The organism is Thermasporomyces composti (genome assembly GCF_003386795.1).
Classification (GTDB): domain Bacteria; phylum Actinomycetota; class Actinomycetes; order Propionibacteriales; family Actinopolymorphaceae; genus Thermasporomyces; species Thermasporomyces composti.
Genome location: NZ_QTUC01000001.1, coordinates 1210978 through 1226639, shown reverse-complemented (window position 1 = coordinate 1226639; position 15662 = coordinate 1210978). Strand labels below are relative to the sequence as shown.

Genomic DNA, 15662 nt, shown 5'->3' with positions numbered 1-15662 from the left:
GACTTCTCCGCCAACGGGGACCCAGGGCACCGCGCGCGAGTCGTCCACAGCCCGCATCGGCGTGGTCGCGCCCGGTCGAGATCACGCCTTGCCGGAGACCATCGAGGGCGGCAAGATTATCGTCCGCGTCGGCATCGTCTGCCGTCATCGCTCCCACTCCGCTGCATCGGCGGAGCGCCGCTGTGTCTCGTCCTACCTCGGGGGGGACCACCGTGTTCCTACGCCGCCTCGGCGTGGCATTCGCCGTCATCTGCTCCGCGCTGCCGGCCGTTTCTCTGTCGTTCGCACCGCCGGCGCAAGCCGTCCAGACTTCGCAAGCCAAGGTCGTCAGCGACGACCCGGTGAACTGGACGCCCCACGTCCTCGACGGACGTGTCAAGGCGATCGTGCAGGTCGGTGACACCGTGGTGCTGGGTGGCTTGTTCACCCAGGTGAGCTCCGCCGACGGCAGGACCATCTACGACCGGACCAACCTGGTCGCCTTCAACGCCACCACCGGCGCGGTGAGCACGAGCTTCGCGCCCGAGGTCGACGGCGAGGTCACCTCGCTCGCCGTCGCCGAGGACAACGCGTCGGTGTTCGTGGGCGGCTTCTTCGACACGGTGAACGGCACGCCGTCCCGCAGTCTCGCCCGGATCCGGCTCTCCGACGGCGCGTTGGTGCCGGGCTTCACCGCTCCCAAGCTCAACGGGCGCGTCAAGGACCTCCGGCTGAGCGGTGGCCGGCTCTTCGTGGCCGGCACCTTCGGCTACGTCGCCGACCGGCCGCAGGCCGCCCTGGCGACCGTGGACCCCAAGACCGGGGCGTTCGACCCCTTCCAGGGCCTGACCTTCTCCGGCCCGCGCAACGGCGGCGTCCTCCAGGTCATGAAGATGGACGTGACGCCCGACGGGTCGCGTCTGGTGGCGATCGGAAACTTCACGAAGGTCGAGGACCAGTCCCGCCCGCAGATCGCGGTCCTCGACCTCACCGGTCAGAGGGCGCGCCTGGCTGACTGGCACACCGACTTCTATTCCGCGCAATGCTCCTCGTCGTTCGACTCCTACATGCGCGACCTCGACATCGCGCCGGACGGCTCCTACTTCGTCGTGTCGACGACCGGCAGCTACGCCGGTGGCCCGCCGGGTCCCTGTGACACCACGGCCCGGTTCGAGACCGGGGCTCGCGGGTCCAACCTCAAGCCGACGTGGGTGAACTACACCGGCGGGGACACCACCTACGCCGTGGCGGTGACGGGCACCGCCGTCTACGTCGGTGGGCACTTCCGCTGGCAGAACAACCCCCACCGGGGGGACAAGGCCGGCCCTGGCGCGGTGGCGCGCGAAGGCATCGCCGCTCTCGACCCCACCAACGGGCTGCCGCTGCGGTGGAACCCCGGGCGTACGAAGGGCGTGGGCGTATTCGACATGCTGGCCACCTCCCAAGGCCTGTGGGTGGGCAGCGACACCGACCGGATCGGCAACTGGGAGTACCACGCGCGGATCGCGTTCTTCCCGCTCGCCGGTGGCACCGAGGTGCCACGGCTGAACCCCGGGCAGCTGCCGGGCGAGGTGTACGTCGTCCCCACAGGCGGATCGAACGTCTCGCCGCGCAAGGTCCACTTCGACGGGCAGACCGTCGGCGACGCCACCGTGGCCCCGGCCGGTGGCCTGTCCTGGGACAAGGTGCGTGGCGCGTTCATGCTCGGCGACCAGCTCTACACCGGCTGGTCCGACGGCAGCTTCACCCGTCGCTCGTTCGACGGGTCGAGCTTCGGCCTCAGCCAGGTCATCGACACCGCCGACCAGCTGGTGGTGGACACGACCTGGCACAACGACGTCGCCTCGGCCACCGGCATGTTCGTCCACAACGGTCGGCTGTACTACACCCGCTCCGGGTCGAACTACCTCTACTACCGGTACTTCACACCGGAGAGCCTCGTGGTGGGGGCGCAGCGGCTGACCGCCAGCGCCAGCATCACGGGTGTGGACTTCTCCCGGGTGGCGGGCATGTTCCTCGTCGGCGACCAGCTGTACTTCGCGTCCTCGTCCGACGGGATCCTGCGCCGGGTGTCCTTCCGCGACGGCGCGCCGGTGCCCGGCACGGTCAGGCCGGTGAGCGGCCCGACCATCGACGGTCTCGACTGGCGGAGCCGGGCGATCTTCGTCCTGGCCGACCGGACGCCGCCGCCCAACGAGGCACCCGTGGCCGTCGCCGCCGCCTCCTGTGAGGAGCTCTCCTGCGACTTCACCTCGGTGGGCTCGCACGACCCCGACGGTCGGATCGTGTCCTACCACTGGTCCTTCGGGGACGGTACGACCGCGACCGGGCCCACGCCGTCCCACACCTTCTCCGCCAGCGGCACCTACCGGATCACGCTCACGGTGACCGATGACAACGGAGCGATCGGGAAGGCGAGCGTCGACGTGACGGTCACCCGGCCCAACCAGGAGCCGACGGCCGCCTTCACCGTGTCGTGCGACGGGCTGAGCTGCACCGTCGACGCGAGCCAGTCCAGGGACCCGGATGGCACGATCGCGTCGTACTCCTGGAACTTCGGTGACGGCTCCACCGGCAGCGGTCGTACGGCGTCCCACACCTACGCGCGTGAGGGCGGCTACACCATTCGGCTCACCGTCACCGACAACGACGGTGGCCAGGGCGAGACGACCCAGGACATTCGTGTCGCGCCTCCGGCGACATCCACGCGGTTCGTCGCGCAGGCCGGTGTCAACGCGAACCTGCGGACACACCAGGTGACGATCCCGGGGGACGTCGCGGCAGGTGACCTGCTGCTGCTCTTCATGACGGTCAACTCGGCGGACCTCACCATCTCGGCGCCGAGCGGCGGGTCCGGTGGTGAGTGGGCGGTTGTCGGCACGCAAGCTACGTCGGGCACCATGACCCGGGTGTGGAAGAAGGTCGCGGCGCCGACGGACGCGGGCGCGACCGTCACGGTGACCTTGTCCGACTACGGCAAGGCGGACCTCGCGGTGGTCGCCTACCGAGGACCCAACCTGGGGGTGCGGGCGTTCGCCAGCGCCGCGGAGACCGAGGCGACCGCGGCGCACACCACGCCCCAGGTCGACAACGTGTCGGGCGCGTGGCTGGTGAGCTACTGGGCCGACAAGTCGTCGGCGACGACGGCGTGGACGCCTCCCGCCGGTCAGACGGTTCGGCGGACCTCGTTCGGCTCCGGCAGCGGGCGGGTCTCGAGCCTCGTGACGGACAGCGGCGCGACGGTCGGCCTCAAGCCACGGGGCGGGTTGACGGCCACTGCGGACGCCGCGAGCCGACACGCCACGATGTGGTCGATCCTGATCGGGCCGGCGTCATGAGAGCGAGGACGGTCATCGCAGCACTCGTGCTCGCCGGATTGGTGATCTCGGCCGGTGCGGCGTGCACACGGAACGAGCCGAGCGGGGAGGGTGTCGCCCCCGCGCGGGCCGATGTGGCGGCGGAGGACACGCGACGCGGCTCGACCGGTCTGTCCCCGAGCGACATGGAGGAGGTCGAGGCGACCTTCCCCGAGTCGACGCCGGGGGTGCCCCGCACGAGCGAGTTCGGGGAGAAGCCGCAGGGGAACCGCAGCGACGCCGCGGCCCGGCTGGTCGATCTGCGGGTCGGTCGGGGCGACGGGGTCGAGCGTCTGGTGTTCACCTTCGCCGACACCGACGTGCTGCCGAAGTACCGCGTGCGGTACGTCGACGCCGTGCGGGCCCATGCCGAGGACGATCCGATCCCGGTGCGTGGGACCGCGTACTTGGAGGTCAGCTTCTCCCTGACCAACCCCAACACGAAAGGTCGACTCGCCGTTCCGGCCGACCTGGAGCCCGAGCAGCCGCTGATCAAGCAGACCGTGCTCGCCCGCAACGTCGGGCGTGAGCTGGGGTTCGGCGTGGGCCTCGCGAAGCGAGCCGAGTTCCGGACCAAGGAGCTGTACGAGCCGACGCGACTGGTTGTGGAGGTGCGCAGCAGGTGAGTGGGACGCTTCCTCGGGGATCAGGGGGAGGACTGGCGGCACTCAAGGCAGCGGCACCGCCGTGGGTGAGGCGGTCGGGCCGGGCGGTGACCCGAACGATCGGCCGCTACACGTCCGGTGGTCGCCTCATGCCCAGCTTCCTGATCGTCGGCGGTCAGCGCTGTGGCACGACGTCCCTCCACCGGGCGCTCATCGCTCACCCCGTGGTGGCGGGGCCCATCCTGCACAAAGGCGTCAACTACTTCGACCTCAACTACCACCGCGGACCGGCGTGGTACCGCGGACACTTCCCGCTGCTGTCCACGGCGCGGCGGCGAGCCGGTGACTGGTCCGTCGGCTCGGGCGAGCCTCAGGCGATGGAGTCCAGCGGCTACTACCTCTACCACCCGCTGGCACTGCCCCGGATCGCCCGTGATCTGCCCGGTGTCCGGCTCCTCATCATGATCCGCAACCCGGTCGAGCGGGCCTACTCGGCATGGAAGCACGCGGTCGCCCGGGGCTTCGAGACCGAGCCGTTCGAACGCGCCCTGGAGCTGGAGGAGGAGCGACTCGCCGGCGAGGAGGAGCGACTGCGCACCGAGCCGGGTTACGAGAGCTACTCGCACCGTCACCACGCGTACGTCACGCGCGGCCGGTACGCCGAGCAGCTCCGGAGGGTGTTCGAGCTGTTCGACCGGGACCAGGTGCACATCATCGAGAGCGAGGACTTCTTCGCCCGGCCCGAGGAGGTCTACGAGGAGGTGCTCGCGTTCCTGGGTCTGCCCTCCTGGCTGCCTCCGTCATTCGAGCGACACAACGCTCGTGATGGCGACCCCATGCCCGAGCACGTCCGCAAGAAGCTGGACGAGTACTTCCTCCCCCTCGACGAGGAGCTGGCGAAGATCCTCGGACGGACGCCGATCTGGCGGCGCTGACCCGCCGGGCCTCGCGGAGGCCCGACCCCGTTCGTCCGTCTTTGCGTCTCTCGCCCTGTCCTGTCCGTCGTTCACCGACGGACGCCTCGGCCCGCCTGGGACGGTCGCCGCTCCGCGCTAGCCTTGTCCAGGCACCCCGGTCCGCGACGCGAACCGGGGCGTTCGTGATGTCCGCGTCCCGCTCGCCCTGGCAAGGATCCCATGAGCCTCACTGGACTCGTCGCACTCGTCACCGCCGACCCCACGATCGCCTCGGCGGTCGAGGCGGCCCGGGCACCTGCTGCCGCCCCCTTGGACATCACCGCGCCGAAGCCGTTTCAGCCGTTCGCGGTCGCGGCGATCGCTGCGCCTCGCGAGCTGGGCGGCGCCGACCGTCCCGTCCTGGCGGTGACGGCGACCGGGCGCGAGGCGGAGGAGCTCACCTCGGCGCTGCGAAGCCTGCTGGGCGACGACGACGCGGTGGCCTACTACCCGGCGTGGGAGACGCTGCCGCACGAGCGGTTGTCCCCGCGCTCCGACACCGTGGGGCGTCGGCTGGCCGTGCTGCGCAGGCTGGTCCACCCCACCAAGGAGGCGCCGGCTCCGCAGGTGGTCGTCGCGCCGGTGCGGAGCGTGCTCCAGCCGCAGGTGCGCGGGCTCGCCGACTTGGAGCCAGTGTCGTTGCGCGAGGGCGACCAGTGCGACCTGGACGAGCTCGTCGAGCGGCTCGTGGCGGCCGCCTACACCCGCGTCGACCTGGTCGAGCGTCGGGGCGAGTTCGCCGTTCGCGGCGGGATCGTGGACGTCTTCCCGCCCACGGAGGAGCACCCGGTCCGGGTGGAGCTGTTCGGGGACGAGGTCGACGAGATCCGGTCGTTCCGGGTCGCCGACCAGCGTTCCCTCGGTCGCGCCGAGCATGGGCTGTACGCGCCACCCTGCCGTGAGCTGCTGCTGACCGATCAGGTGCGCGAGCGCGCGGCCAAGCTCGCTCAGGAGCACCCTGAGCTGGCCGAGCTGTTCGAGAAGCTCGCCCACGGTCACGCCGTCGAGGGCATGGAGTCGCTCGCGCCCGTGCTGGTCGACGAGATGGAGCTCCTGCTCGACCTCATGCCCGCCGGCACCCACGTGCTGGTCTGTGACCCCGAGCGGGTGCGGAGCCGGGCGCACGACCTCGTGGCGACCAGCAAGGAGTTCCTCGAGGCGAGCTGGGCGGCGGCGGCCGCGGGCGGCAAGGCGCCGATCGACCTCGGTGAGGCGGCCTACCGGTCGCTCGCGGATGTCCGTCGCCACGCGCTCGACCACGGTCTGGCCTGGTGGAGCATCTCGCCCTTCACAGCGGAGCGGACCACGCCGTCGGAGCCGGTCCGGACGGAGGCCGGCGAGCTGGTTCAGGTCGACATCGACGTCGAGCAGGGAGCGGTCGAGTCGACGTCGGTCGACGCCCAGGCCACGGACGGTTACCGCGGCAACACCGAGGCCATGGTCGCCGACGTTCGCGGCTGGGTCCACGACGCCTGGCGGGTGGTGTTCGTCACCGAGGGCCATGGACCCGCCCAGCGCATGGTGGAGGTTCTGCGGGATCGCGAGGTTCCAGCCCGGTTCGTCGACCAGCTCGCCGCGCCGCCGGAGGCGGCCCTCGTCCATGTGACCTGCGGGCAGATCGACCGCGGTTTCGTCGCGCCCGGGCTGCGTCTCGCCGTCCTCACCGAGGCCGACATCGCTGGTCGAGCGGGTGTCTCGACCAAGGACCAGCGCCGGATGCCGAGCCGAAGGCGGCGCACGATCGACCCGCTCGAGCTGCGTCCCGGGGACTACGTCGTCCATGAGCAGCACGGGGTCGGCCGGTACGTGGAGATGGTGGAGCGCACCGTCGGCAGCGGCCAGCAGCGAGCGACGCGCGAGTACCTCGTCATCGAGTACGCCCCCAGCAAGCGAGGCCAGCCCGGCGACCGGCTCTTCGTGCCGACCGACCAGCTCGACCAGGTCACCCGCTACGTCGGCGGTGAGCAGCCCAGCCTCGACCGGCTCGGTGGTTCGGACTGGGCCAAGCGGAAGCGCCGCGCGCGGAAGGCGGTCCGCGAGATCGCGAGCGAGCTCATCAAGCTCTACGCCGCGCGACAAGCGACGCCCGGGCACGCGTTCGGTCCGGACACGCCGTGGCAGCGTGAGCTGGAGGACGCCTTCCCCTACGTCGAGACGCCCGACCAGCTCGCCACCATCGAGGACGTCAAGCGGGACATGGAGAAGCCCGTGCCGATGGACCGGCTGATCTGCGGCGACGTCGGGTACGGCAAGACCGAGATCGCGGTTCGGGCGGCCTTCAAGGCGGTGCAGGACGGGAAGCAGGTGGCCGTTCTCGTCCCGACCACGCTGCTCGTGCAGCAGCACTACGCCACGTTCTCGGAGCGGTTCGCGCCGTTCCCGGTCACGGTCAAGGCGCTGTCGCGGTTCCAGACCGACAAGGAGGCCCAGGAGGTCATCAGCGGCCTGGCGGCGGGCACCGTGGACGTCGTCATCGGGACGCACCGACTGCTCGGCGACGAGGTGAGGTTCAAGGACCTCGGCCTCATCGTCGTCGACGAGGAGCAGCGTTTCGGCGTCGAGCACAAGGAGAAGCTCAAGACGCTGCGCACCAGTGTCGACGTGCTCACCATGTCGGCGACCCCGATCCCGCGCACCCTCGAGATGGCGATCACCGGCATCCGCGAGATGTCCACCATCATGACGCCGCCGGAAGAGCGCCACCCCGTGCTGACGTTCGTCGGCCCGTACGACGAGCGCCAGGTCGTCGCCGCGATCCGACGCGAGCTGCTCCGTGAGGGCCAGGTCTTCTACGTGCACAACCGGGTGCAGACGATCGAGAAGGCGGCCGCGCGGATCCGGGAGCTCGTGCCGGAGGCGCGGGTGGTCGTCGGGCACGGCCAGATGGGCGAGCACCGCCTGGAGCAGGTGATGCTCGACTTCTGGGAGCGCCGCGCCGACGTCCTGGTCTGCACGACGATCGTGGAGGCGGGCCTGGACATCTCCAACGCGAACACGTTGATCATGGAGCGCGCCGACCTGTTCGGCCTGTCGCAGCTGCACCAGATGCGGGGTCGCGTGGGACGCGGCCGGGAGCGTGCGTACGCCTACTTCTTCTATCCGCCCGAGCGGCCGCTCACCGAGACCGCGCACGAGCGGCTGGCCACGCTCGCGCAGCACTCCGAGCTCGGCGCCGGCATGGCGGTGGCGATGAAGGACCTCGAGATTCGCGGTGCCGGCAACCTGCTGGGGGACGAGCAGTCCGGCCACATCGCCGACGTCGGTTTCGACTTGTACGTGCGACTGGTGGGCGAGGCTGTGGCCGAGTTTCGCGGGGAGGCGGAGCCCGAGGAGGCCGAGGTCAAGGTCGAGCTGCCGGTCGACGCGCACCTGCCGCGCGACTACATCGACAGCCAGCGGCTGCGTCTGGAGATGTACCAGCGCCTGGCCGCCGTCCGGGACCTGGCGGAGGTCGACCAGGTCGCCGACGAGCTGGTCGACCGGTACGGCCCGATGCCCCGTCCGGTGGAGAACCTCCTGGAGGTGGCGAGGTTCCGGATTCATGCCCGGAAGGCGGGCCTCACCGATGTCACGCTGCAGGGCAACCAGGTGCGGTTCAGCCCGGTGGAGCTGCGGGAGAGCCAGGAGCTGCGGCTGACCCGCCTGTATCCCCGGTCGGTGGTGAAGCGGCCGATCCGGACGATTCTGGTCCCGCGGCCGACGACGGCGCCGATCGGCGGTCAACCGCTGCGCGATGTGGAGTTGCTGGCCTGGGCCCGCGAGCTCATCGACGCGGTCTTGCTGGACGGCGCGGCCGTACCAGCGAGGTAGTCGCCTGGCCTTCGCCCGCTGTATCCCGTGCCTCACTCACTGTCCGTGATCATTTCGCGAGACTTCCCGCCCCATTGCTACGGATCGTGACCGTCTGGCCCGCAAAGGCAATCAGCTAGGGTTTGCGTCGGCTGAGCCAGTACGGGGGCATCGCAGGAGGTCGACGCGATAGCCGGGGAGGGCCGATGAAGCCCGAGATGTCGGAGGAGACCGTACGCCTGCCCGCCGTGGGGAGCCGTCGAGACCAACGCGGCCGCCACCGGGGTGAACGCCCCCAGGGGGAGGGCCGGGTCAGCTCAGCCTGGACCTGGATGGAGCAGCGAGCCGTTCCCATCGCTGTCACGGTCGGATGCCTCGTCGGACTGAGCACCGCCGCCGGCGTCGGCTGGGTGGTCTTCGGGCCGAACGAGGGCGGCCCGGTGGCCTCGGGGCCGCCGACGGTGGCGCAGAGCCTGTCGCGGGGCTTCACGCTGCCGTCCGAGCGCGACACGCAGCGGGTTGGTGGCTCCCGCGCTCCGTCCGCTGACGCGCCGGTGAGCAAAGGCTCGCCGATCCTGGCGCCCACGTCGCCGGTCCCGTCGCCGCTCGTCCACGCGGCGAGGCCAGCCGCCACGACGGCACGAGCTGCTGGGTCGCCGTGGCACTCCGGTCAGTCTTCGGGTGAGCCGACACCGTCGCCGGCCGACCCGTCGCCGCGCGGACCGGAGCCGTCACCGACCTCGGACTCCGAGCCGACGAGTGATCCCACGCTCGAGCCCTCGCCGACGCCGACACCCACGACCGAGCCGACGCCGACACCCACGACCGAGCCGACGCCGACACCCACGACCGAGCCGACGCCGACACCCACGACCGAGCCGACGCCGGAGCCCACCACAGAACCAGGGCCGACGAGCGAGCCCTCACCCGAGCCGACCACCGACCCGGCGCCGACCACCGACCCGGCGCCGACCACCGACCCGGCGCCGAGCCCCACACCGGAGCCGACGCCGAGTCCGACGTCCAGGCCGACGTCGAGGCCAGTGCCGCCGGTGCCGATCCCGTGGCCTGAGCGGACACCGACGCCGTTCCCCACGTCCACCACGTCGGCCCCGATCCCGGCCAGGTAGCCGTCAGGGGCGATCGGAGAGTGCCGTCGTCCGGTCCAGGTCGTCACGGCGGTGGAGGCAGCCGCATCTGTGTGATCTGATGGGTGCCGTTGGCTCGCCTGACAATAGGCGCGACACGACATGACCTGACGTGGAGGTCCCGTATTCGATGAGCAGCGTTCCCATGCGAACCCTCAACAACGGCGTCCAGATCCCCCAGCTGGGTTTCGGGGTCTGGCAGATCCCCAACGACCAGGTGGTGGACGCTGTCACGACCGCCCTCGAGGTGGGGTACCGGAGCATCGACACGGCCGCGGCCTACGGCAACGAAGAGGGGACCGGCAAGGCGATCGCGGCGTCCGGCATTCCCCGGGAGGAGGTGTTCGTCACCACCAAGCTGTGGAACAGCGAGCAGGGTTACGACAGCACGCTGAAGGCGTTCGATGAGAGTTTGCGTCGCCTCAAGCTCGACTACATCGACCTCTACCTGATCCACTGGCCCTGCCCCCGCAAGGACAAGTACGTGGAGACGTGGCGGGCCTTCGAGAAGCTGTACAGCGACGGTGTCGTGCGCGCCATCGGCGTCTCCAACTTCCACCCCCACCACCTGCGCCGGCTGTTCCAGGAGACGACCACGGTTCCCGCGCTCAACCAGATCGAGCTGCACCCTTACCTCGTCCAGGCCGAGCTGCGGGAGTTCAACGCCCAGAACGGTATCGCCACCGAGGCGTGGAGCCCGCTCGCGCGCGGTGGGGACCTGCTCAAGGACCCGGTGATCACGCGCATCGCCGAGAAGTACGGCAAGACCCCCGCTCAGGTGGTCATCCGCTGGCACCTGGCGCTGGGGAACATCGTCATTCCGAAGTCGGTCACGCCGTCGCGCATCAAGGAGAACTTCGACGTGTTCGACTTCGAGCTGACGGTCGAGGAGGTCGACGAGATCAGCGGCCTCGACAAAGGCATGCGCACCGGCGGCAACCCGGACGAGTTCGAGGGCTGACGCTCAGTCGCGTCCACGTGCGGTGGCCCGGCCCCGGTGTGAGGGGCCGGGCCACGTCGTTGCTCCGGGGCCGGACCCCGCCTGGTGACGGGGCCTGGCGGGCGGACCGGATGGAGCCCTCAGACCAGCTGGGGAACGGCGTCCGCCAGCAGCCACAGACCGATGACGACGAAGAGCGCGGCGGCGCCGTACCGGACGGCCCGCTCTGGGAGCCGCTTGCCGAGCTGGTGTCCGACGAGGATGGCGACCGCGTCGGCGGCGACCATGCCCAGCGTCGAGCCGAACCAGGTGCCGAAGGACTCGTGGTGAGTGGCCAGGGTGACGGTGGCGAGCATGGTCTTGTCGCCGAGCTCGGCGAGGAAGAAGGCCACCGTGACGGCGATGATCGCGGCTCGCCCGCTTCGCTGTGCCCGTTGCTTCTCGGTCTCCGACAGGCTGTCGCCGCGCACTGTCCAGATGCCGAACCCGACGAAGGCGAGGGCTGCCGCCAAGGACACCCAGGCCGTGGGGAGGTTGGCGCCGAGGCCGTAGCCCAGGCCCACCGAGAGGGCGTGCACCACGGCGGTGGCGAGGCTGATGCCGACCAGCACCTGGGTGGCGTTGTAGCGGCTGGCGAAGGTGATCGCCATGAGCTGGGACTTGTCGCCGAGCTCGGCGACGAAGATGACGCCGAAGCTGACCAGAAAGCTCGTGGTGAGTGCGTCCACGTCGTCCGTTCCTCGATCCGGCCGGATCGAGGCGTGCCCTCGACCCGGCGTGCCGCCTGGGTCGAAGGTCTCGCCCGCCTCCGCGTCGCGTAGGCCGCCGGGCCGGGCGCGGGTCAGCGCCAGCGTGTCGACCACGGCGTTGGGGGCTACTCCCCTCCGCGCGGTCCAGCCTGCCCGGCGCTGACGCTGATTGTCAAATAGTTGCGCAAGTAATAGAAGAATGTGAGCTTCGCCACACCCTCACCGTCAGCCAGGCGGACCCGTGGGGAACAATCGGACGGGACATGAGCACCGATCCTCGCGTCGACGGGCCCACTGGACCGCAGCTGAAGGCCGCCGCCGAAACCTTCGACCTGCTCTCCGCGCCCACCCGACTCCACCTGGTCTGGCTACTCGCGCGTGGGGAGTACGACGTCGGCACGCTCGCCGAGTACACCGGTGCCACCGTGGCAGCCGTCAGCCAGCACCTCGCCAAGCTCCGGCTCGCCGGGCTGGTCACCTCACGCCGGGTGGGTCGGCGGCACATCTACGCCGTCGAGGACCCGCACGTCCTCACGCTCGTCGACCAGATCTTCCAGCACATCGCTCCCGACGGCTCGCTCGCGCCCGACCCTCCGACCCCCGTCCACCCCAGCCGGCGCTCCCGTTCCGAGTGATCGGTGCCCGCGATCCCGACCCCGGAGAGCTGCGGTGATCTCGAGCTCGGGGACCCTGGCCCGGCGAACGCCGGCGTCGGGGCGCTGCGTACGATCGGGTCGTCTGGAAGGCGCCCACGTCCACGAACAACCACGACGTACGAGAACAACAAGAGGAGTCCCGTGGTCGGTCAGAGGCTCACTCGTCGGTTCGCCGCACTAGCCCTCGTCGCCGGACTCGGACTGACCGGCTGCGGCTCGCTGAACGACCCAAGCGTCGCGGCTCGGGTGGGCGACGAGACGATCCCGGTCAGCTTCCTCCAGGAGCAGGTCAGGGAGGGCCTGGAGCTCGTCGGGGCGAACCCGAACGACACCTCCGTGGTCGGCGAGTCCCAGCGCAACCTGCTCCGGGTCATGATCGACTTCAAGCTCGCTGCCGCGACCGGGGAGCGCTTGGGCGTCCGAGTCACCCAGGCCGACATCGACCGGGAGAAGCGTGAGCTCCGTCAGCAACAGCGCCAGATCCCCCGTGGGCTGATCGACGAGTACGCGCGGTTCCTCGCGTATTCCGACGAGCTCGCCGTCAAGCTGCTGGGCAGGCGACCGGCTAGTGTCGCGGATCAGCAGGAGGTCGATCTGAGGCTTCGCGCGGAAGTGGCCAAGACCGCCCGTGAGGTCGGCGTCGAAGTCAACCCCCGCTACGGCAGGTGGGAGGGACTCGGTCTGGCGCCCTTGGGTGGCCAGCTTGTGCGCACCCGCGGTGAGGTGCGGCCGTAGGAGGCCCGTGGCGCCGACGTCGGTGCCCACACCGCGGCGTCTCGACCACGCCGCCGTAGCCTGGCGTCCGTGACCGCCGGACGCATCACCCTGCTCCTCACCAGCCCGCGCGTCGCGCCCGGTCTGCTCAGCTGGCCGGCGTGGCAGATCCTCCAACGGGCCGACCGCGTCCTGACCGACGACCCCGAGCACCCGCAACGCGTCGCGCTCGAGGCGGCCGGCGTGGAGGTGCGGACGTTCGAGGAGGACATCCTGGACGTCGAGCAGCCGACACGGGCGGAGCGCATCGCGCGCTCGCTCGTCGACGAGGCGGCGACCGGCCTGGACCTGGTGTGGCTGGCATCGGACGACGGCTCCTGGCTCGGCCGCGCCCTCGGGCACCTGCTGGCCAGTCGGGCGGAGGCGGGCGAGGCCGACCAGCCCGTGCTCGAGGTGCTTCCCGCCTCCTACGACGTACCGGGCGCGCGCCTGCTCGACCTGGTGTCGGTCATGGACCAGCTGCGAGCACGCTGTCCCTGGGTGCGCGAACAGACGCACCGCTCACTCGTGCGTTACCTGGTGGAGGAGACGTACGAGACGGTCGAGGCAGTCGAGACCGGTGACCGCGTGCACCTGCGCGAGGAGCTGGGGGACCTGCTCTTCCAAGTGGCCTTCCACGCCCAGCTGGCCAGCGAGCACCCCGAGGCACCCTTCACGATCGACGACGTGGCCGGCGACCTGGTGGAGAAGCTGATCCGCCGCAACCCGCACGTGTTCGGGTCGGCGCAGGTCGACGACGTCGCCGAGATCGAGAACATGTGGGACGCGCTCAAGGAGGAGGAGAAGGGACGCCGATCGGCGGTCGAGGGGGTGCCGCTCGCGCTGCCGGCGCTCACGCTCGCCGACAAGCTCCTCGGCCGAACCGCGGGGCGGGACCTCGACCTTGCCGACGTGGACGAGGACGAGCCGCGTCTGCCGGACCGGCCCACGACGGACGACATCGGTCGCGCGTTGTTCGCGCTGGTCCGGCGAGCCCACACCGCTGGAATCGATCCTGAGCAAGCTCTGCGCGACGCCTGCCGTCGCTTCGTCGAGGCGGTCCACGCCGCGGAGGCGCAAAGCTGAGTCGAGCTCGGCCGTCCCGCCGTCTCCGGGCGGGTCGGGTCACGTTCGGCTCCCACGGCGCGGATACGCTCAGAACGCGTGCGTCCGCCATCCTCGACGGGACGGGCACGCGCGCAGAAGGAGCTGTCGGTAGATCATCGGAGGGTAAGCCGTGGCTACGATCGATGCCGTCACCGCCCGCGAGATCCTCGACTCGCGCGGCAACCCGACCGTCGAGGTTGAGGTCGCTCTCGACGACGGGACCATCGGCCGGGCCGCGGTCCCGTCCGGTGCCTCGACCGGCGCGTTCGAGGCGGTCGAGCTGCGCGACGGCGACGAGAAGCGGTACTCCGGCAAGGGCGTCCAGAACGCCGTCCAGGCGGTCATCGACGTCATCGCGCCGGAGATCCTCGGATACGACGCGAGCGAGCAGCGACTCGTCGACGCGCGCCTGATCGACCTGGACGGCACGCCGAACAAGGGCAAGCTCGGTGCCAACGCCATCCTCGGCGTCTCCCTGGCGGTGGCGCGGGCCGCCGCCGACTCCGCCGACCTCCCGCTGTTCCGCTACATCGGCGGTCCGAACGCGCACCTGCTCCCCGTGCCGATGCTCAACATCCTCAACGGCGGAGCGCACGCGGACAACGACGTCGACTTCCAGGAGTTCATGATCGCGCCCATCGGCGCGGCGACGTTCTCCGAGGCGCTGCGGTGGGGCGTCGAGACCTACCACGCGCTGAAGTCGGTGCTGAAGCAGCAGGGCCTGTCGACCGGACTCGGCGACGAGGGCGGCTTCGCGCCCAACCTGCCGTCCAACCGCGCCGCCCTCGACCTCATCACCACGGCGATCGAGAAGGCCGGCTTCCGCCCGGGTACCGACATCGCGTTGGCGATCGACGCGGCGGCCACGGAGTTCTACGACGCTGACAGCGGCCGGTACCAGTTCGAGGGTGCCCAGCGGACGGCCGAGGAGATGGCGGCCTACTACGTCGAGCTGCTCGGGTCGTACCCGCTGGTGTCGTTCGAGGACCCGCTGGCCGAGGAGGACTGGGCGGGCTGGAAGGACCTGACGGCGAGCATCGGCTCGAAGGTCCAGCTCGTGGGCGACGACTTGTTCGTCACCAACCCGGAGCGGATCCAGCGCGGTATCGCCGAGTCGTCGGCGAACGCGGTGCTGGTCAAGGTCAACCAGATCGGCACCCTCACCGAGACGCTCGACGCGGTGGAGCTCGCGCAACGGGCCGGCTACCGGGCGATGATCAGCCACCGTTCGGGGGAGACGGAGGACACCACCATCGCCGACCTCGCGGTGGCCACCAACGCTGGGCAGATCAAGACCGGTGCCCCGGCTCGGAGTGAGCGCGTGGCGAAGTACAACCAGCTGCTGCGCATCGAGGAGGAGCTGGACGACGCGGCGCGGTACGCCGGCCGCTCGGCCTTCCCGCGGTTCACGGCCGGCCAGAGCTGACCACCATGGCGTGCGGGGCCGCGACGGGAAACGGAGGGCGGCGGCACGTCGCCCGCTCCACGGCGTCAGGGAGGTCCCGTGGCTGATGCTCGCGGCGGGCGGGACGGTCGCCCGCACGGTCGCGGACGGGGGCGACCCCGCTCCACACCGGCCACGTCGGGGCCGGGCATAGGGCCTGGGCGGGGTCCGACTCGGCGT

At 70.6% G+C, this 15662-nt stretch carries 11 protein-coding genes; 9 read left to right on the top strand and 2 right to left on the bottom strand.

Annotated elements, in window-relative coordinates:
• The first annotated feature begins 233 nt into the window (after positions 1–233).
• The 4 genes from DFJ64_RS05340 to mfd all read left to right on the top strand — a co-directional run bounded on the left by DFJ64_RS05340 (position 234) and on the right by mfd (position 8706).
• Positions 234–3317, top strand: a complete 3084-nt coding sequence (locus DFJ64_RS05340) for a PKD domain-containing protein (protein ID WP_115851841.1) — start codon at positions 234–236, stop codon at positions 3315–3317.
• Entirely contained in the window at positions 3314–3961 is a 648-nt protein-coding gene (locus DFJ64_RS05335; protein ID WP_147304605.1) for an AMIN-like domain-containing (lipo)protein, read from the top strand. Before DFJ64_RS05340 ends, DFJ64_RS05335 begins: the two co-directional genes overlap by 4 nt.
• Positions 3958–4875: a sulfotransferase family protein gene (locus DFJ64_RS05330; protein ID WP_245940955.1), complete on the top strand. Its 918-nt coding sequence runs from the start codon at positions 3958–3960 to the stop codon at positions 4873–4875. Before DFJ64_RS05335 ends, DFJ64_RS05330 begins: the two co-directional genes overlap by 4 nt.
• Positions 4876–5076: 201 nt before the next feature.
• Positions 5077–8706, top strand: coding sequence for a transcription-repair coupling factor (gene mfd / locus DFJ64_RS05325; protein ID WP_115849441.1), 3630 nt, complete (start codon positions 5077–5079; stop codon positions 8704–8706).
• A gap of 649 nt (positions 8707–9355) precedes the next feature.
• Here mfd and DFJ64_RS05320 read toward each other — a convergent pair.
• Entirely contained in the window at positions 9356–9862 is a 507-nt protein-coding gene (locus DFJ64_RS05320) for a hypothetical protein (RefSeq protein ID WP_170152504.1), read from the bottom strand.
• 101 nt (positions 9863–9963) lie between these two features.
• Between DFJ64_RS05320 and DFJ64_RS05315 the strand changes: the two genes are divergently transcribed.
• Positions 9964–10794, top strand: coding sequence for an aldo/keto reductase (locus DFJ64_RS05315; RefSeq protein ID WP_115849440.1), 831 nt, complete (start codon positions 9964–9966; stop codon positions 10792–10794).
• Between the two features lie 119 nt (positions 10795–10913).
• On the opposite strand, the gene DFJ64_RS05310 is transcribed toward DFJ64_RS05315, so the two are convergent.
• Positions 10914–11636, bottom strand: a complete 723-nt coding sequence (locus DFJ64_RS05310; RefSeq protein WP_245940954.1) for a TMEM165/GDT1 family protein — start codon at positions 11634–11636, stop codon at positions 10914–10916.
• A 149-nt stretch (positions 11637–11785) separates the two neighbouring features.
• Here DFJ64_RS05310 and DFJ64_RS05305 point away from each other — a divergent pair, with 149 nt between their 5' ends.
• The 4 genes from DFJ64_RS05305 (at position 11786) to eno (ending at position 15464) form a co-directional block, all read left to right on the top strand.
• Positions 11786–12157 (top strand): ArsR/SmtB family transcription factor, encoded by a 372-nt coding sequence (locus DFJ64_RS05305; RefSeq protein WP_115849439.1) that lies wholly within the window; start codon positions 11786–11788, stop codon positions 12155–12157.
• 162 nt (positions 12158–12319) lie between these two features.
• The gene (locus tag DFJ64_RS05300; protein WP_115849438.1) at positions 12320–12913 is read left to right on the top strand and encodes a hypothetical protein; all 594 of its coding nucleotides are present in this window, start codon (positions 12320–12322) and stop codon (positions 12911–12913) included.
• 69 nt (positions 12914–12982) lie between these two features.
• Positions 12983–14017 carry a nucleoside triphosphate pyrophosphohydrolase gene (locus DFJ64_RS05295; protein WP_115849437.1) on the top strand — a complete coding sequence of 345 codons (1035 nt, stop codon included), beginning with the start codon at positions 12983–12985 and terminating at the stop codon, positions 14015–14017.
• Between the two features lie 151 nt (positions 14018–14168).
• Positions 14169–15464 carry a phosphopyruvate hydratase gene (gene eno, locus DFJ64_RS05290; protein WP_115849436.1) on the top strand — a complete coding sequence of 432 codons (1296 nt, stop codon included), beginning with the start codon at positions 14169–14171 and terminating at the stop codon, positions 15462–15464.
• Positions 15465–15662 lie beyond the last annotated feature (198 nt).

What these genes read in the sequence shown, in the direction of transcription:
- DFJ64_RS05335 (WP_147304605.1), top strand. Translation starts at nt 3,314, where the DNA reads ATGAGAGCGAGGACGGTCATCGCAGCACTCGTGCTCGCCGGATTGGTG.
- mfd (WP_115849441.1), top strand. Translation starts at nt 5,077, where the DNA reads ATGAGCCTCACTGGACTCGTCGCACTCGTCACCGCCGACCCCACGATC.
- DFJ64_RS05315 (WP_115849440.1), top strand. Translation starts at nt 9,964, where the DNA reads ATGAGCAGCGTTCCCATGCGAACCCTCAACAACGGCGTCCAGATCCCC.
- DFJ64_RS05305 (WP_115849439.1), top strand. Translation starts at nt 11,786, where the DNA reads ATGAGCACCGATCCTCGCGTCGACGGGCCCACTGGACCGCAGCTGAAG.